Genomic DNA, 16,269 nt, shown 5'->3' on the forward strand with positions numbered 1-16,269 from the left:
TCCGGAACTCTCTAGATGGGGGCCTGGCGGCGCACGTAGTCGTGCTCGCGCTCGAAGGCCCGGGCGATTCTCAGCAACTTCGCCTCGTCGAACGGGCGGCCCATGAGCTGCAATCCAATCGGCAGGCCCGCCTTCGTGAAGCCGCACGGCAGCGACAGGCCGGGCAGTCCCGCCAGGTTGCACGGCAGCGTGCACACGTCCATGAGGTACATGGACAGTGGGTCGTTCACCTTCTCGCCCAGCTTGAAGGCCGGCACCGGCGAGGTGGGCGTCACCAGCGCGTCCACCTGCGTGAAGGCCTTCGTGAAGTCCTCGCGGATGAGCGTCCGCACCTTCTGGGCCCGCAGGTAGTAGGCGTCGTAGTAGCCCGCGCTCAGCGCGTAGGTGCCCAGCATGATGCGGCGCTTCACCTCGGGGCCGAAGCCCTGGTCGCGCGTCAGGCCGTACATGTCCCGGAGGCCCTTCACATCCCGCGCCCGCCGGCCGTAGCGCACGCCGTCGTAGCGGGCCAGGTTGCTCGACGCCTCCGCCGGGGCCAGCAGGTAGTAGGTGGCCAGCGCGTACTTCGTATGCGGCAGGGACACGTCCACCAGCGTGGCGCCCAGCCGCTCGTAGGCCTTCAGGGCCTCGCGGACCGAGGCCTCCACCTCGGGGTCCATGCCCTCGACGAAGTACTCGCGGGGCACGCCCAGCTTCAGGCCCGCCACGCCGTGCTCCAGGTCCGCCAGGTAGTCCGGCACGTCCGCCGTTGCCGAGGTCGAGTCCCGCGGATCATGCCGCGCCAGCACCTGCAGCAGCGCCGCCACGTCCCCCACGGTGCGAGCCATGGGGCCCGGCGCATCCAGCGAGGAGGCGTAGGCGATGACGCCGTAGCGCGACACGCGCCCATAGGTGGGCTTGAGGCCCACGGTGTTGGTGAGCGCCGCGGGCTGGCGGATGGAGCCGCCCGTGTCCGTGCCCAGCGTGCCGAACACCTCGCGCGCCGCCAGCGCCGCCGCCGAGCCTCCCGAGGAGCCTCCCGGCGTGCGCGTCACGTCCCACGGGTTGTGGCAGGGGCCGTAGGCGCTCGACTCGTTGGACGAGCCCATCGCGAACTCGTCCTGGTTGAGCTTGCCCAGGATGGGCGTCCCCGCCTCCTTCAACAGCCGCACCGCGGTGGCGTCGTACGGGGGGACGAAGCCCTCGAGGACGCGCGAGGCACACGTCGTCTCCACGCCCTCGGTGAGGAAGATGTCCTTCACGGCCACGGGCACGCCGTCCAGCGGCCCGAGCGGGTTGCCCTGCTTGCGGCGGGCGTCGCTGGCCTCGGCGGCCGCCAGGGCGCCGTGCTCGTCCAGCCGCAGGAAGGCCTTCACCTTCCCATCCACCTGGGCAATGCGCGCCAGACAGGCCCGCGTGGCCTCCACGGAGGTGGTTTCTCCCGAGGCCAGCTTCGCCGCCAGCTCCAGCAGGGTGAGGTCGGTCAGCTGCATGGCGTCACTCCAGGATCTTCGGGACGGCGAAGCTCGTGCCCACCCTGGCCGGCGCGTTGGCCAGCGCCTTCTCGGGCGGCAGCGAGGGCCGCGTCACGTCCTCGCGCAGCAGCGAGGACGCGAGCGAGGCATGCGAGGTGGGCTCCACTCCGCTCACGTCGAGCTCCTGCAGCTGCGCCACCGCGTCCAGGATGGCGGAGAGCTGCGTGGCGTAGCGCTCCTCCTCCTCGGACGAGAGAGACAACCGGGCCAGGGTGGCCACATGCCGGACCTGCTCGACGGTGAGCTTCATGGACCCGACCTCCCGCGACTACTTGTTCTTGAAGAGGTTGAGGACGGCGCCCATCCACCGCCCGTCCTTCTCGTGCGCCATCTGGTGCTGCAGCCGCTCCAGCTCGCCCGAGTCCAGGAAGACGCCGTGGCAGTTGAAGCAGGTGTCGATCTCGACGTCGCCCCGCTGCACGGGCTGCAGGTCCATGCCGCACCTGGGGCACTTCATGAAGTGCAGCTTCTTGAGATCCTCACGCTGCTGGGCGGCCATCGACTGGGACTGCTGGAGGGCCAGCTTGCGCTTCTTTTCGATTTCCTCGCGCGCGAAGTATTCCTCTTCGGTCGACGACGGCTTGTCCTGGGTGGCCATGATGTAGGTCTCCTTGGTTCCGCTACGCGGCCGGAGCAACATACATGCTCCATTCCCGGGTGGTGCCTCAAAGTGGTAGCGCCGTGTACCTCTGGACGGCCCGCCGGAAAATTGACCGGACCCCCTCCCTCCCTACACTCCGCGGACGGCTGCTACAGCCCGCTACGGGGAGTGTGAGGAAGTCATGGCGGAACGGAAGGCCAGAGCGGAGAAGACGGTCCTTTCGCGGCAGGAGATCGCCACGCGCCGCAAGGCCCTGGCGGAGAAGAAGGCGCAGAAGGGGGTTGGGGAAGAGTCAGGGCCCGGGCAACGGGCGCTGATCGGCCTCTTCCTGATGGCCATCTCCATCCTGTCGTTGGTGTCGGTGGCGACCTTCAGCGCGAAGGACCGCAGGGGGCCTGGCTTCGAGAACGCGGTGGGGCCCATGGGCCACCTCATCGCCGAGGGCCTGCGGGGCATGCTCGGGGTGTGGGCCTATCTGCTCCCCCTGTGCGGCGTCTACGCGGCCATGGTCGTCTTCGTGGGCAACCGGGAGCGGCGGCGCTGGCCGCAGCTGGTGGCCTTCGTGCTGCTCACCCTGAGTGGCGCGGTGCTGGCCCAGCTCTTCATCGGCACCCAGCCCGGCCAGGCCCACCCGCCTGGAGGCTTCGTGGGCGCCACGCTCGGCGGCATGCTGGTGGGGCTGTTCTCCACGGTGGGCACCATCATCCTGGTGACCACGGTGTGCGCCGCCGCGCTGATCGTCGGCACGCAGTACACGTTCCTCAAGCTGTGCTCGCTGGCGTGGGCCGGGGCCTGTGTCGTGGGCCGGCGGCTGCAGGAGAACGCCCTGGTCTTCTGGGAGCAGCAGAAGGAGGCCTACAAGGAGCGTCAGGAGCGCGCCGCCAAGGAGAAGGAGGAGGAGGACGCCTTCCTCGCGGAGCTCGAGGAGGAGGAGGCCGAGCTGGAGGAGGCCGAGCGTCTGGCCCTCGAGGCGGAGGAGGCCGAGCAGGAGGCCATGGCCGAGGAGGCCGTGCGTCTGGCCCGCCAGGAGGAGAAGGAGCGCGCCGCCGCGGCGAAGCTGGCCGCCAAGGAGGCGCGAGAGCTCTCGAAGCAGACCGCCCGCGAGGCCCGGGAGAAGCGGCCCGAGCTTCCCGCTGGCCAGCAGCCCGTCATCGTGACGCCTCCGGGGGCGCCCGCGCGCCCGGCACCGGGAGCGGATCCGGCGTGGGCGGCCTTCCTGTCGCCCTCGCCCGCCGCGCCTCCGGCCGAGGCCGCGAAGGGCAAGCGGGGCAAGGCGCCGAACATCGTCACGGGTCCCGAGACGCCCGCCGACGCGCAGGCCTCCGAGCCCGTGCTGGCCGCTGCGCCCGGGGCCGCGCTGGCGGCTCCGGCGGCCCAGGCTCCGGCCTCGCCCGCGGCCCTCGTGCCGGCTCCGCCCTCGGCGCTGGCGCGCACGCCGCTCATCGTGGAGCCCAAGGCCCCGCCCAAGCCCACCGCCGTCGCCGTCAAGAAGAAGGACCAGGAGCAGTTCCAGTTCGTCGGTGGCCGCACCAGCTTCTCGCTGCCCCCGCTGGACGTGCTGGAGATCGAGAAGAAGGAGCGCTCGGCGCTCGACAAGGACGCCTTCCTCAGCACGGCGGAGAAGCTGCGCGCCAAGCTGGCGGACTTCGGCATCTCCGGCGAGGTGGTGGAGATCCGTCCCGGCCCCGTGGTCACCATGTACGAGTTCCTCCCGGGGCCCGGCATCAAGGTGAGCAAGATCGCCGCGCTCCAGGACGACCTGGCCATGGCCATGGAGGCCATGCGGGTGCGCATCGTGGCGCCCATCCCCGGCAAGGGCGTGGTGGGCATCGAGGTGCCCAACCGCGACCGCGAGACGGTGTACCTCAAGGAGATCGCCGAGCAGGACGTGTTCCAGAAGGCCGGCAGCCGGCTGACCATGTGCGTGGGCAAGGACATCGAGGGCATGCCGTACGTCTTCGACCTGGCCAAGGCGCCCCACCTGCTCATCGCGGGCACCACCGGCTCGGGTAAGTCCGTAGCGGTGAACTCGATGATCATGAGCATCCTCCTGAAGTCCACGCCGGAGGAGGTCCGCTTCATCATGGTGGACCCGAAGATGCTCGAGCTCTCGGTGTACGAGGGCATTCCGCACCTGCTGTTGCCGGTGGTGACGGATCCGAAGAAGGCGGCGCTCGCGCTGCGCTGGGCCGTGGAGGAGATGGAGCGGCGCTACCAGATGCTGTCCGAGGCGGGCGTGCGCAACATCGCCGGCTTCAACAAGTTCGTGGAGACGCAGGACGCGGAGAAGTCCAACGCGAAGCCCGCCGAGGAGTCCGCGAAGAAGGCCGCGCCGAAGAAGCCCAAGAAGGTGGTCGTGGTGGACGTGGCCACGCCCGAGGACGCCATCATCGAGGAGTCCCACTCCGCCAGCACCAACACGGGTCCCGGGGTCGCCGCCCCGAAGGACGACGTGGAGGAGCTGCGCGAGGCCCTGCCCGAGCCCGAGGAGGCGCCGGAGAGCCTGCGGGCGGCGGACGAGGACGATGACGACGGGATGTCGGACGCGGTGGAGGCCGCGCTTGAGGCGGCCGGGGAGTCCGAGTCGTCGCGGGAGGAGAAGCGGGAGTGGAAGAAGCTGCCGTACATCGTGGTCATCATCGATGAGCTGGCGGACCTGATGATGGTGGCGAGCCGCGAGGTGGAGACGTACGTGGCGCGCCTGGCGCAGATGGCTCGAGCGGCCGGCATCCACCTGATGGTGGCCACGCAGCGTCCGTCCACGGACGTCGTCACGGGCATCATCAAGGCCAACTTCCCCACGCGCATCAGCTTCATGCTGCGCTCGAAGCCGGACTCGATGACGATTCTCGGCACGGTGGGCGCCGAGGCGCTGCTGGGCATGGGCGACATGCTCATCATGCCGCCCACGAGCGCGCACCTGCAGCGTGTGCACGGCGCGTACGTCTCGGAGAACGAGATCAAGCACGCGGTGGACCACCTGAAGGCGCAGGGCAAGCCGGTCTACGACGAGTCCATCCTCAAGCCGCGCGACGAGGAGGGCGAGGGTGGTGGAGGCGAGGAGGACGAGCTGTCCGACGAGCTGTACGATCAGGCGCTGGCGACGGTGAGCGAGATGAGGGCGGTGTCCATCTCGATGCTGCAGCGCAAGATGCGCATCGGCTACAACCGTGCGGCGCGAATGATCGAGCGGATGGAGCGGGACGGAGTGGTGGGTCCCGCGGACGGAGCGAAGCCGCGCGAGGTGCTCATCCGGGGCGTGGGCGAGATGCCCGGAGCCGGAGCCGCCTGACCCCAGCCGCCCTTCTCCCCTGCCGCCAATATCCCCTCTCCCCCCGGGAGAGGGACGGGGTGAGGGTATCCGGGTCCCAGGTTGCCCCTGTGTATGCCCCCTCTTCCCCTGGGAGAGGGCTGGGGTGAGGGTATGCAGTTCCCAGCGAGAACCCGTGGGCCCCACCCCGTCACGGAAGCGGGAAGCAAGCCGCACCCATGACCGTTGCCCGCACGATGATCGTCACCATCAATCGCTTCCGGACCTCCGCGGAGGAAGCCGAGCGCCTGGAGGTCTCCTTCCGGGAGCGCTCGCGCCGGGTGGACCAGTACGAGGGGTTCCTCGGGCTGGAGGTGCTGCGCTCCTTCGAGCCGGAGCCCGAGTTCCTGCTGGTGACGCGCTGGAGGGACCGGGAGAGCCTGAAGGCCTACTTCCAATCCGAGGACTTCAAGGAGACCAAGGCGGCCAGTGCCCGGCAGGACGCCACCTTCAGCATGTACGAGGTGGTGGCGGAGTGAGCAGCTTGATAAGGCGAGCCCCCTATGGCTGAACGTCTCGCCCTTTTCGCCACCACCGCCCGCGGAACCGAGGACCTCCTGGCCGAGGAGCTCAAGGAGCTCGGCGCGCGCCGCATCCGGCAGGACCGGGGCGGGGTGCGCTTCATGGCCTCGCTCGACGAGGCGCTCAAGGTGTGCCTCTGGTCGCGCATCGCCATGCGCGTGCTCTACCCGCTGGGCGAGTTCGAGGCCCATGGCGCCGAGGGCCTGTACGAGGCGGTGGCGAGCGTCCCGTGGGAGGAGCACCTCACGCCGGACACCACCTTCGCGGTGGAGGCCACGCTCAAGGACAGCGAGCACAGCCACACGGGCTTCGTGGCGCTGAAGGTGAAGGACGCGGTGGTGGACCGGATGCGCGACAAGCAGGGCGCGCGGCCGGACGTGGACCCCCGGAATCCAGACGTGCGCGTGGTCGCCCACCTGGTGCGCGAGCGGCTGTCGCTCTCGTTGGACCTGTGTGGCGAGCCCCTCCACCGCCGGGGCTACCGGGTGCGGCCGACGCCAGCCCCGCTGAAGGAGACGCTGGCGGCGGCCCTGCTGCGCGCGGCGGGCTACACGGGCGAGGAGGCGCTGGTGGACCCGATGTGCGGCTCGGGCACCCTTCTCATCGAGGGAGGCCTCATCGCCCGGCGGCGAGCGCCCGGCATCGCGCGGGACTTCGCGGTGGAGAAGTGGCCGCACCTGGGCGCGCGGGCGCGGGAGCTGCTCGAGGACCTGCGCGCGGATGCCCGCCGCAACGAGCGCAAGGTGACCGTCCCGATTCTCGGCTTCGACAAGGATCCCGAGGCGCTGGAGGCGGCGCGGCGCAACGTGAAGGCGGCGAAGCTGGCGGAGGAGATCCTCCTGGAGGAGGGAGACGCAACGAAGCTGCCGCCCCTGCCCGCCTCGGGAGGCCTGCTGCTCACCAATCCGCCTTACGGAGACCGGCTGGGCTCGGGCGGACAGAAGGGCATGAAGAGCTTCTACTTCAAGCTGGGCGACAGCCTGCGGGCGCAGGCGGGCTGGCGCGTCTGGGTGCTCTCGGGCAACCCGGCCTTCGAGAGCGCCTTCCACGCGCGGCCCCGGAGCCGGCGCGACCTGTGGAACGGCCCCATCGCCTGCACGCTGCTGGGCTACTCGTCGGTGCCGGTGCGCGGCGAGCCGAAGTCAGAAGCGCCGCTCGGTGTGCCGCACGAGCCGCTGGATGTTGCTCCGGTGCGTCCAGACGATGAGGGCGAAGAGCAGCGCTGAGAGCCACGCGTACTCGGGAGCGCGGGCGGTGAGGGAGGCGACGGCGACGGCGGTGACACCCCCGGCCAGGGAGCCCACGGAGCTGACGCGCCAGGCAGCCACGAACCCGGCGTAGACGAGCGCCCCGGCGAGCGCCCCCAGCGGCACGAGCACGACGAGCACCCCGAGCGCGGTGGCCACGCCCTTGCCACCGTGCAGCTTGAGCCAGACGGGGTAGACGTGGCCGAGGAAGGCGGAGAGCGCCACGGCCGCGTGCAGGCGGGGCGCCTCGGGCTCGAGCCAGAGGGCGAGGGCGACGGCGAGGGCGCCCTTGAGCGCATCCAGCAGGAGCACCACGGCGCCGAGCTTCTTGCCGGCCACGCGGGTGACGTTGGTGGCGCCGATGTTGCCGCTGCCGCTCTGACGGACATCCACGCCGCGGACCCAGCGGGTGAGCAGCACCCCGAAGGGCACGGAGCCCGCCAGGTAGCCGAGCAGCAGGAGGGCGGCGGGGTGCACGGGAGCGTCCTAGGTGAGCAGGTGGGGGAACTTCGTCTTCACCACCACCCAGGCGTAGTTGAGCAGGACGACGGTGGCGACGGTGATGCGGGCCCAGTGCCACTCGGTGGGAGACAGGTGGAGTTGGGGGATGGGCATGGCGAAGACGAGGTGCAACACCATGACCACGACCATGAGGGCGAAGAAGAGGGCGGCCACCGTGCCGAGCGGGTTGGCGTCCCAGGCGCCAGCGAAGTTGAAGTGGGCGACCCGGTCGGCCACCCGCGTCAGTCCGCAGCCGAGACAGGGCCAGCCAGTCGTTTCTCGCAGGGCACAACCCCAGAAGGGGACGAGCCGCGCCACGGGGATGTAGCGGGCGATGAGCAGACCGAAGAGGCCCACGAGACCGAGCACATCGGCGGGGCCGAAGGTGCGGTTGGGCTTGGGGAGGGTGACCTTCACGTCCGGTAGTGTAACCGGGATGGCGGGCGCCTTGCCCGGACAAAGGCTTCGAGCTATCCGTGAGGGATGAAGACCTTCCGCTCCGCCCTGCTGACGCTGTTGGCCCTTCCCCTCGTGGCGCTCGCCGAGGCCCCTGCCTCGAAGCCGGCCGTTCAAGAGGATTGCCCCCACCCACCGGCCCCCGCCGCCGAGGCCAAGCCCACCGCGGGCTGGACGCTGACGCGGGGCGAGGCGCTCAAGGGGGCGCCGGCGGTGAAGCTCTCCGAGCTGCTGGCGAAGCCGCAGGCGCACGAGGGCAAGACGGTGCGGGTGGAGGGCCAGGTGCGCAAGGCGTGCGAGAAGAAGGGCTGCTGGATGGAGCTCGCCGAGGGCGCGAAGGGCGCCGGGGTGCGGGTGACGTTCAAGGACTATGGCTTCTTCGTGCCGCTGGACTCGGCGGGCTCGTCGGCGCGGGTGGAGGGCGTGGTGAAGGTGACGGAGCTGAGCGAGTCCATGGCGAAGCACTACGAGGCCGAGGGCGCGCAGGTGCCGCGTGGCGCGGACGGCAAGCCGCGCGAGGTGCAGCTGGTGGCCACGGGCGTCGAGCTGCGCCGCTGAGCGATGGCGCGCGGCTTCAGCATGAGGGGCGTGATGGGCGCGGCCGATCGGGCCGTGCAATACGCCCGGAACTGGTTGCTGGCGACCGAGCCCGGCTCGCGCGTCCATGACGTGCAGGACGATCCGCGCTTCCAGCACCGAGGGGTGGACCTCTTGTGGGAGCTGCCCTCGGGAGAGGTGCGCGGCATCGAGGTGAAGGGAGACCGGCAGCCCCGGCGCCGGCGCTACTTCTTCGAGCTGGTGTCCAACCTGGAGCGGGACACGCCGGGGTGCTTCCTGTACAGCGGGGCGGACCTGCTGGTGTACGTCTTCCTGGCGCAGGGGGAGCTGCACGTGCTGCCGCTGAAGACGGTGCGCGAGTGGTTCCTGCCGAGGGCGAAGTCGTACGAGCTGCGGCACACCTTCACGCAGACGGGGGCCATCCGCTACACGACGGTGGGGGCGGTGGTGCCGGTGAAGGACGTGCAGGAGGCGGTGCCGGAGGTGAAGTACATCCCCCTGCCCCGCCGGGGACAGACGGCGGAGGACGTCCAGGCCGAGCAGGCCGCCGCGGAGACCCAGGCCGTCGCCCAGGCCCAACAACCTCCCGAGGAAGACGTCCCCTACTGAGCCCCTCTCCCCTCGCCCTCCGGGAGAGGGACGGGGTGGGGTATCGGGACTCCTGGGTTGAACCCCGTGGCCCCACTTGGGGACCACGGGGGGGAACACCGTGACGAAACACCCTCACCCTGACCCTCTCCCGAGGGGAGAGGGGGGGTATCACCGCTCAGTGCTGATGCTGGTGACGGCGGTGGCCGGGGTGGGCCTCGTCATGGGCCTTCTCGACGCGGGCGCGATCCTTGGCGAGGGCCTCGAGCGCGGTGCGATCGCCGATCTGCTTGTAGGCGTGCTCCAGGCGGGCGACGAGATCCAGCGCGAGGTGCCAGTCCTGGATGCGCTCGGCCTCCTCGAGGAGGGGGCGGCCCACGGCGGCGACCTTGTCATTGGCCTTGAGGTGCAGCAGGCCGTCCACGGCGAGCACGCGGGAAATCGGCGTGCGCGAGCTGTCCATGGCCGCCTTCTGCAGGTCCTCGAGCGCCGCGTCGCGCTCCCCGTGGGAGGCGCGGATGATGGGCTTGGCGATGCCGCGGCGATCCGGCAGGAGGAACTCCTCCAGGTCGGCGAAGGCCTCGGCGTGCTGGCGGTGGCCGGCCTTGGCGAGCATCTCGGCCAGGTCGTCGAAGGCGCGGGCGGCGCGCTCGTCGAACACGCGCAGGGCCTCCTGCATGAAGCCGGTGTCGGGCTCGCCCTTGTCATTGACGGGCACGCGCTTGCGCACCTCGTTCATCCGCTCGAAGGCGGAAGCCACGGGAGCCTGCTGCATGCCCTGCAGGAGCTGCCCGAGGGAGCCCATCAGCTGGGCGAGGCTCTCGGAGAGCTCGTACGGGGCGAGCCGATCGGACAGCCAGCGCTTCCACAGCTCCCCGGCCGCGGCGTACGGGAAGGGGGCGAACTGGCCGGTGCCCTTCCACTTCGGCATCCAGCTCTCGGCGATGCCCGCCGGGTACTGCTTCTCGGCGAGCTGGCGGAAGTCCGCCTCGCTGACCGTCACGCCATAGTGCCCGAGCGTCCCGACGATGGCGTCCGTCGAGTAGTCCTTGAGCCCCTTGCGCTGCCACGCCTTGTCCACGCGATCCGTGCTCACTGCCGCTGAAGCCTCCTGGCGCCTGGAAGCGGCGCGTGTGGCCTTCTAGCAGAGAGCGGGCGGCCAGGGGCAAGGTCTGGCCGCGCCAGTGTCAGACGTAGGGCGGAGCGACGTTCTCCACCCGGGGCCACTCGGTGGGCCGGCGCCGTCCATCCTCCACCCGGCGGGCGATGAAGGGCTGACAGTCACGCTCCTGGAAGGCGCGCTTGAAGGCGGCGAAGCTCCCACCGGCCTTCCAGGCGTCCATGGCGGCGAGTCCCGCCTCGGGGCCGCACTGGGCGAGCATGTACTCCACCCAGGCCCAGCGGGCCGACGTGGGCCGCACCTCGGCGCGCCCCTTGAGGCCCTTGCGCAGCCGCTCCAGCCGGCCCTCCACCTCGCGGATGCCGGCGAAGGGGGCTCCATCCAGGGGGGTGTTGCGCTTGGCCACGAAGGGCGCCACGCCCAGCGCCACCGGCAGAATCCTCGACAGCTCCGTGGTGAAGCGGGCCAGCTCGTCGACGTCCGCGTCCTCCTCCAACGGCAGGCCAACGACGTTGTACACCTTGAGCTGCCGCATCCCCGCCGTCTTGGCGAAGTTCGCCGCGCGGATGATCTGCTCCTCGGAGTGCTTGCGGTCCACCAGGTCCCGCATGCGCTGCGAGGCCCCATCCGCGGCCACGGTGAGGTTGGTGGCGCCCCCGCGCCGCAGCTGATCCACCAGTTCCTGGGTGAGCCGGTCCGCGCGCAGCGAGGACACGCCCACCTCCCGGCCCGAGTCCACCAGGGTGCGCAGCAGCTCGACGATGCGAGGGTGGTCCGTCACGGCGGCGCCCACGAGCCCCACGCGCCGGGCATGCTCGGGGATGAGCGACAGCACGCGCTCGGGAGGCACGGTGCGCATGCCGCCGTTGGTGGTGCGCCGCATGACGCAGTAGTGGCACCCGCGCGAGCACCCGCGCTCGGGCTCGATGAGGAACATCGAGCGCAGCTCCGTGTGGGGGGTGATGATGGCCGAGCGCGCCGGCAGCCGCGCGTCCGAGGCCTTGCCCACGTGGTAGCGCCTGCCTCCCCGCCCGGCCACGCGGAAGCCCGGGATGCCCGCCAGGTGCGTCAGCAGGGCGTCCTTCTCCATGGACGCGGCTGCCTCCAACAGCACGTGGATGAGGTCATCCGCCTCGCCCTGCACGAGCACGTCCACGAAGGGCTCGAGCGGGTCCGGATTGGAGAAGGTGAGCGGCCCGCCAGCCACCACGAGGGGGTGACGCTCATCCCGCTCCTCCTTGAGGAGGGGGATGCCGGAGAGGTCCAGCATGGAGAACAGGCCGGTCATCTCCAGCTCGTAGGCCACGGAGAAGGCCAGCATGTGGAAGCTGGAGACGGGGGCCTGCGACTCGAAGGTGAAGAGGGGCGTGCGCGTGCGGCGGTACGCCTCCACGTCATCGGGCAGGAAGGCACGCTCGGCGGTGGCCCCCGGGTGCTCGTGAATCTCCCGGTACATGGCCTGGTAGCCGAGCGAGCTCATGCCCACGTGGTAGGGGCTCGGATAGCAGAGCGCCACCCGGTAGGGCGCCTCCTTGCGGAGCGTCCCCTGCTCATCGGCCAGCAGCGCCGCGACACGTTCAACCAGTGAGTACCGACCCTCCATGCACCTTCCCGGAAAGACTCGTAACGGAGTTCAACCGTCCATAAACACCGCGGCCCCGGGCCGCCACTCCCACGTGGGGGAGGAGCAACCGGGGCCGCAGTTCACTTCAGCTCAGCCTCGCAGAGGCCGCTTGCCTACTTGTTCTTGAAGGCAGGCACGCCCTTGGCCGGGTTCGGCACGCAGGCGGGGTCACCACCGGCGATGCCCTCGACGCACACCGCGTCGAAGTCCGGGTTGAGGCCGGAGCCCTCGGCGCAACGATCCGCGGCGTTCTCCTCGGTCGGGTTGGCGAAGGCCTCGGGATCGCAGCCCACCTGCGGCCACAGCGCCAGGACCGTGTACTCCGCCTCGCAGTCCGGGCCGTCCGAGTACTTGAGCGTACCCGCCAGCTGGGTGCCAGGCGCGGACGGATCCGAGTACACCTTCACGTCGCTGAACGTGTAGGTGAGGCTCTCGGCGGGAGCGACCACCACGGTCTCACCCTTCACTTCGTCCTCACGGACCACTTCCTTGGCCGTCACGCTCGCGGGCTTGAAGCCCGTGGTGGCGCACAGCCCCTTGTCATCCGGCTCGTCGGCGAGGGTCTCGGACAGAGCGGTGGCGGCCTTGGCGATCGCGTAGTTGTTGTCACGCGCCCCATCGACACGCTCCACCGTGACATCCTTCATCACGACCGCGCCCTTGTCGTCCACCTTCACGGTGCCGTCGGCGTTGAGCACCTCGTCCTTGTAGGTGACCTCGAACTTCGAGGCGAGCCCCTCCGGCCGGATGCCGATGTAGGCGCGCTTCTTGGTCAGCCGCTCGTTCGCGCCCTTCTCGAACTCGATGTACTTGTAGACACCGAGCGCCTCACCCTTCAGCTGACCGCACGACGACTTCGCGTCGCCGTTCTTCAGCACGTACACGGCCTGCCACGGATAGTCCGTGGAGTCCTGCACGATGCAGCCGGCGGACGGCTGCTCGAGGCTGCAGCCGGAGATGACACCCGCCGCACCGAGGAGAGCCACTGCAGTAACGATACGCTTGCTCATTGTTTCGAATCCCAATCCGGCAAGAGGTTCCTAGAACGTGTACTTCAGACCGAAGCGGATCTGACGGGGGGCCTGGTACGACGTGGCCTTGGTCCAGTTCAGGTTGCGCTGGCTCTCGGTCATCGGCCTGCCGTTGGCCTGCGTCACCTGCTCGGGCTTCAGGTCCATCGGGTTTCCGTCGATCTTGCCACCCTCGATGGGCAGCACGTACACGCCCGCGTTGGTGAAGGCGTTGTCGACCGTGGCGATCTCCTGGAAGTTGAAGAGGTTGAACACGTCCAGGCTGAACGACACGATGTTGCTCTTGTTGATCCGGTAGTTCACACCGATGTTGGAATCGATGTTGTTCACCCACGGGGTGCGGCCCACGGAGCCGCGGTTGAGGATGAACGCCTCGGTGCCGCCGTAGATGGGGTGACCACCCAGGGCGCTGATGGGCGTACCGGAGTTACCACGGTAGGACAGGCCCAGGCTGGCGCTCAGATCCTTCGTGAAGCTGAACTCCTTGGCGCCGAACAGCTTGATGGCGTGGGTGCGGTCGTAGGGCAGCAGACCCTCGCGGTTCTCCAGCAGCGACGTCAGGTCGAAGTCCGAGGTGATGTTCGGATCGAGCTGGCCGTTCTCCGGACGGAACAGACCGGCGTAGTTGCCGTACAGCCGCGACCAGGTGTAGCTCGCCTGCGCCAGCCAGCCATCGCTGAAGGTGCGGTTGAGGAGCACCGTGACCGCGTCGTAGTTACGCGTGGCCTTCGGGAACTCCTTGGCGAAGCCCTCGCTCGGGTTGCCGATGAAGTACGTGTGGCCGTCATCCCGGCTCATGTCCTCGATGACCGAGTTCATGTAGCGGTGGGTGTAGTTGGCACCCAGGCGGATGTTGGCGAGCAGCTCGTACTCGGCGCCCACGAGGAACTCATCCGAGCCCTGCGGCTTGAGAGCCGGGTCCACCGGCGTGGTGTCCACCTTGCCACCGAGGTACTTGAAGCTCGGATCCAGGGTGGTCAGGCCCTCGTCACGCTCGATGACGGAGGAGTCCTTGCGGCACTCGTCCTGCCCCTCACGCGTGGTGATGGTGGCGGGATCGCACGGCGCACCCGCACCACCCTGGCGGTAGGCGGCGTAGCTGGCCTCGGGCGGGAACGCGCGGTCCGCCATGTTGAGCGGCACCTGCTCGTAGTAGCGAGCGAAGTTCGCGTACACCTTCATGCGGCCGTTGGCCATCGGGTCCACGACCAGGCCCAGGCGCGGAGACACCTGGTTGGGCAGCACGATGCCCAACTGGCCGGTGGCACCGTACATCCACTGGGTGTCGTAGCGGACACCGGCGTTGAGCGTCACGCGGTTGGCGATCGTCCAGCTGTCCTGGATGAAGCCACCCACCGTGGTGCTGCGCGACAGGGAGTCCTGGTAGGCCAGGTTCACCGGCTGGTCAGGACCGTTCTGGTAGCCGTAGCGGCGCGAGTCCAGCCAGCTGTTATCGGCCTCCTCGGCCAGGGTCACGCCACCGGAGAAGGTCTTGCGCTGCTGGTAGCTGAGGAGCTCCAGGTCCGCGCCGGCCTTGAACACGTGGTTGCCGAGGGCGCTGAACATGTACGTCGCCTTGGCATTGGCCTGGTAGCGGTCCAGCAGACCGTCCGAGATGAGGCCAGGACCACCGGCGAAGTACGAGCGCACCGGGCAGGCGAGCCGGCCGCCCTGGCCGTCCGCGTTGCAGAGGGCCCGCGCCTCATCGCCCAGGTTCTCATACGGCAATCCCGCGATGGAGCGCAGGTTGCGGAACTGGATCAACGACAGACCGGCCAGGCCCTCCATGGAGCCGATCTTGGAGCCGTCGCTCGGCAGCGTGGCGGACGTCTGGTGGAACCAACCCAGGTTGGCGTCGATCAGCACCTTCTTGTCCATCAGGGCGCCGGCGTACTTCAGGGCCACCGTGGTGGAGCCGGCCACGCCCTGCGTCTGGCCGTAGCTGTTCGGATCACCGTTCAGCGTGCCCGGCAGAGCGCCCGAGCGGGCGTTGATGGCCAGCGCGCCGTTACCGCCCGACACGCTCGGGGTGCCGGCGAGCGAGACGGAGACGTTGTGGTCCTGGTTGATGAGGTACGTCAGCTTGCCCATGTACTGCAGGCTCTGACCGGTGACGTCGTACTCGCGCTCGGAGCCCGGGATCCGCTGCGACTTGTTGAAGCCGGTGACCGGATCCCTCGCGACGCGGCGGCCCGTGGTGCCGTCCGGCCGCGTGAACTCCTCGGTCTCGAAGGCGTTGATCGCGCGCGTGTGGGTGTAGTTGCTGAAGGACGGCGCCACACCGGCGAAGAACCAGAGCTTGTCCTTGAGGATCGGACCACCGAGGGTGGCGCCGAAGTCACCGATGGCCTGCAGGTTGTTGCGGCCGGTGATCACCGAGGCGTTGCTCACCACGGGGGTGCGCTGGCCCTCGAAGACGCCCGGGGTCAGGTTGCCGTAGACGGAGCCGTGGAACTCGTTGGAGCCGGACTTCGTCACCGCGTTGAGCACGCCGCCGGTGGAGCGGCCGTACTCGGGCATGTAACCGCCGGTGATGATGTTCACGTCCTGCACGAACTCGACGCTCAGCGGGCTGCCGTTGACGCCGAAGGCCGGGTCGTTCGTGGACAGACCGTCCACCACGTACCCGTTCTCAGGGGACGTGGTGCCGTTGATGGACACGCCGTACGCGTCGCTCTGCGCGCCCGGGGCCAGCTCGGCCAGGGACTCGAAGGAGCGCGCCGCGCCACCCTTGCCACCCGGACGGTTCACCGCGATGCGCTTGATGAAGTCCTGATCCACGTTGACGCCGACGCTGGTCGAGCCGACGTCGATGGTCGGCGGCGTCGCCGTGACCACGATCGTCTCGCTCATCTCCTCGGGCAGCATCTCCACGTTCACGCGGATGGTGCGATCCAGGCGCAGCTGGATCTCCGAACGCGAGAACGGACGGTACGACTCCTTGTCGAACCGGAGGGTATAGACGCCGGGCGGCAGCTGGGGAATGCGGTAGTTACCCTGCGCGTCCGTCACCACGACCTGCTCGCCCTGAAGATTGGGCGACGTCGCCGTGACGACCACGTCCGCGACAGGCTTCTTGTTATCGGCACCAACGACCGTACCGATGATCACGCTATCGGCGTAAGCCGCGGTCCCGTACGACAGGCTCGCGACCACAACCACTCCAGTTGCCCGGAGCATCCGTCTGACATGCATGC

14 protein-coding genes are annotated in these 16,269 nt (G+C 69.4%); 5 read left to right on the plus strand and 9 right to left on the minus strand.

The window, feature by feature from the left end; all coding sequences use genetic code 11:
* Positions 1 to 11: 11 nt before the first annotated feature.
* The 3 genes from gatA to VFZ09_RS39700 are packed head-to-tail and all read right to left on the minus strand — an operon-like array spanning position 12 to position 2,112.
* A complete protein-coding gene (gene gatA, locus VFZ09_RS39690) occupies positions 12 to 1,472 on the minus strand; it encodes an Asp-tRNA(Asn)/Glu-tRNA(Gln) amidotransferase subunit GatA (RefSeq protein WP_329732984.1) in 1,461 nt (486 codons plus the stop codon).
* Between the two features lie 4 nt (positions 1,473 to 1,476).
* Entirely contained in the window at positions 1,477 to 1,764 is a 288-nt protein-coding gene (gatC, locus tag VFZ09_RS39695) for an Asp-tRNA(Asn)/Glu-tRNA(Gln) amidotransferase subunit GatC (RefSeq protein ID WP_329732985.1), read from the minus strand.
* A gap of 18 nt (positions 1,765 to 1,782) precedes the next feature.
* Positions 1,783 to 2,112: a zf-TFIIB domain-containing protein gene (locus VFZ09_RS39700; RefSeq protein WP_329732986.1), complete on the minus strand. Its 330-nt coding sequence runs from the start codon at positions 2,110 to 2,112 to the stop codon at positions 1,783 to 1,785.
* A 184-nt stretch (positions 2,113 to 2,296) separates the two neighbouring features.
* Between VFZ09_RS39700 and VFZ09_RS39705 the strand changes: the two genes are divergently transcribed.
* The 3 genes from VFZ09_RS39705 (at position 2,297) to VFZ09_RS39715 (ending at position 7,173) form a co-directional block, all read left to right on the plus strand.
* On the plus strand, positions 2,297 to 5,407 hold the full coding sequence (locus tag VFZ09_RS39705; protein ID WP_329732987.1) for a DNA translocase FtsK: 3,111 nt from the start codon (positions 2,297 to 2,299) through the stop codon (positions 5,405 to 5,407).
* Positions 5,408 to 5,604: 197 nt separating this feature from the next.
* The gene (locus VFZ09_RS39710; protein ID WP_329732988.1) at positions 5,605 to 5,904 is read left to right on the plus strand and encodes an antibiotic biosynthesis monooxygenase family protein; all 300 of its coding nucleotides are present in this window, start codon (positions 5,605 to 5,607) and stop codon (positions 5,902 to 5,904) included.
* 24 nt (positions 5,905 to 5,928) lie between these two features.
* The gene (locus tag VFZ09_RS39715) at positions 5,929 to 7,173 is read left to right on the plus strand and encodes a THUMP domain-containing class I SAM-dependent RNA methyltransferase (protein ID WP_329732989.1); all 1,245 of its coding nucleotides are present in this window, start codon (positions 5,929 to 5,931) and stop codon (positions 7,171 to 7,173) included.
* Here VFZ09_RS39715 and plsY read toward each other — a convergent pair.
* Complete coding sequence (gene plsY / locus VFZ09_RS39720) at positions 7,090 to 7,671, minus strand: glycerol-3-phosphate 1-O-acyltransferase PlsY (RefSeq protein ID WP_329732990.1); 582 nt, start codon at positions 7,669 to 7,671, stop codon at positions 7,090 to 7,092. The genes VFZ09_RS39715 and plsY overlap by 84 nt on opposite strands.
* A gap of 9 nt (positions 7,672 to 7,680) precedes the next feature.
* Positions 7,681 to 8,112 (minus strand): DUF2752 domain-containing protein, encoded by a 432-nt coding sequence (locus VFZ09_RS39725; protein ID WP_329732991.1) that lies wholly within the window; start codon positions 8,110 to 8,112, stop codon positions 7,681 to 7,683.
* Positions 8,113 to 8,178: 66 nt separating this feature from the next.
* On the opposite strand from VFZ09_RS39725, the gene VFZ09_RS39730 reads away from it, so the two are divergent.
* Positions 8,179 to 8,709 (plus strand): DUF4920 domain-containing protein, encoded by a 531-nt coding sequence (locus tag VFZ09_RS39730; protein WP_329732992.1) that lies wholly within the window; start codon positions 8,179 to 8,181, stop codon positions 8,707 to 8,709.
* Positions 8,710 to 8,712: 3 nt separating this feature from the next.
* Positions 8,713 to 9,318, plus strand: a complete 606-nt coding sequence (locus tag VFZ09_RS39735; protein WP_329732993.1) for a hypothetical protein — start codon at positions 8,713 to 8,715, stop codon at positions 9,316 to 9,318.
* Between the two features lie 157 nt (positions 9,319 to 9,475).
* Here VFZ09_RS39735 and VFZ09_RS39740 read toward each other — a convergent pair whose 3' ends face one another.
* From VFZ09_RS39740 to VFZ09_RS39755, 4 genes are all read right to left on the minus strand, one after another.
* Positions 9,476 to 10,393, minus strand: a complete 918-nt coding sequence (locus VFZ09_RS39740; protein WP_329732994.1) for a hypothetical protein — start codon at positions 10,391 to 10,393, stop codon at positions 9,476 to 9,478.
* 91 nt (positions 10,394 to 10,484) lie between these two features.
* Positions 10,485 to 12,020: a radical SAM protein gene (locus VFZ09_RS39745; protein ID WP_329732995.1), complete on the minus strand. Its 1,536-nt coding sequence runs from the start codon at positions 12,018 to 12,020 to the stop codon at positions 10,485 to 10,487.
* 134 nt (positions 12,021 to 12,154) lie between these two features.
* On the minus strand, positions 12,155 to 13,051 hold the full coding sequence (locus VFZ09_RS39750) for a hypothetical protein (RefSeq protein ID WP_329732996.1): 897 nt from the start codon (positions 13,049 to 13,051) through the stop codon (positions 12,155 to 12,157).
* Positions 13,052 to 13,081: 30 nt separating this feature from the next.
* Complete coding sequence (locus tag VFZ09_RS39755; protein WP_414640794.1) at positions 13,082 to 16,267, minus strand: TonB-dependent receptor; 3,186 nt, start codon at positions 16,265 to 16,267, stop codon at positions 13,082 to 13,084.
* Positions 16,268 to 16,269 lie beyond the last annotated feature (2 nt).

Origin of the sequence: Archangium sp., assembly GCF_036277355.1 — a bacterium.
GTDB lineage: Bacteria > Myxococcota > Myxococcia > Myxococcales > Myxococcaceae > Archangium.

Bases quoted from the DNA above. Each gene is read 5' to 3' on its own strand.
- gatA (WP_329732984.1), bottom strand. From the start codon at position 1,472: ATGCAGCTGACCGACCTCACCCTGCTGGAGCTGGCGGCGAAGCTGGCC.
- gatC (WP_329732985.1), bottom strand. From the start codon at position 1,764: ATGAAGCTCACCGTCGAGCAGGTCCGGCATGTGGCCACCCTGGCCCGG.
- VFZ09_RS39700 (WP_329732986.1), bottom strand. From the start codon at position 2,112: ATGGCCACCCAGGACAAGCCGTCGTCGACCGAAGAGGAATACTTCGCG.
- VFZ09_RS39705 (WP_329732987.1), top strand. From the start codon at position 2,297: ATGGCGGAACGGAAGGCCAGAGCGGAGAAGACGGTCCTTTCGCGGCAG.
- VFZ09_RS39710 (WP_329732988.1), top strand. From the start codon at position 5,605: ATGACCGTTGCCCGCACGATGATCGTCACCATCAATCGCTTCCGGACC.
- VFZ09_RS39715 (WP_329732989.1), top strand. From the start codon at position 5,929: ATGGCTGAACGTCTCGCCCTTTTCGCCACCACCGCCCGCGGAACCGAG.
- VFZ09_RS39730 (WP_329732992.1), top strand. From the start codon at position 8,179: ATGAAGACCTTCCGCTCCGCCCTGCTGACGCTGTTGGCCCTTCCCCTC.
- VFZ09_RS39735 (WP_329732993.1), top strand. From the start codon at position 8,713: ATGGCGCGCGGCTTCAGCATGAGGGGCGTGATGGGCGCGGCCGATCGG.
- VFZ09_RS39745 (WP_329732995.1), bottom strand. From the start codon at position 12,020: ATGGAGGGTCGGTACTCACTGGTTGAACGTGTCGCGGCGCTGCTGGCC.
- VFZ09_RS39750 (WP_329732996.1), bottom strand. From the start codon at position 13,051: ATGAGCAAGCGTATCGTTACTGCAGTGGCTCTCCTCGGTGCGGCGGGT.
- VFZ09_RS39755 (WP_414640794.1), bottom strand. From the start codon at position 16,267: ATGCATGTCAGACGGATGCTCCGGGCAACTGGAGTGGTTGTGGTCGCG.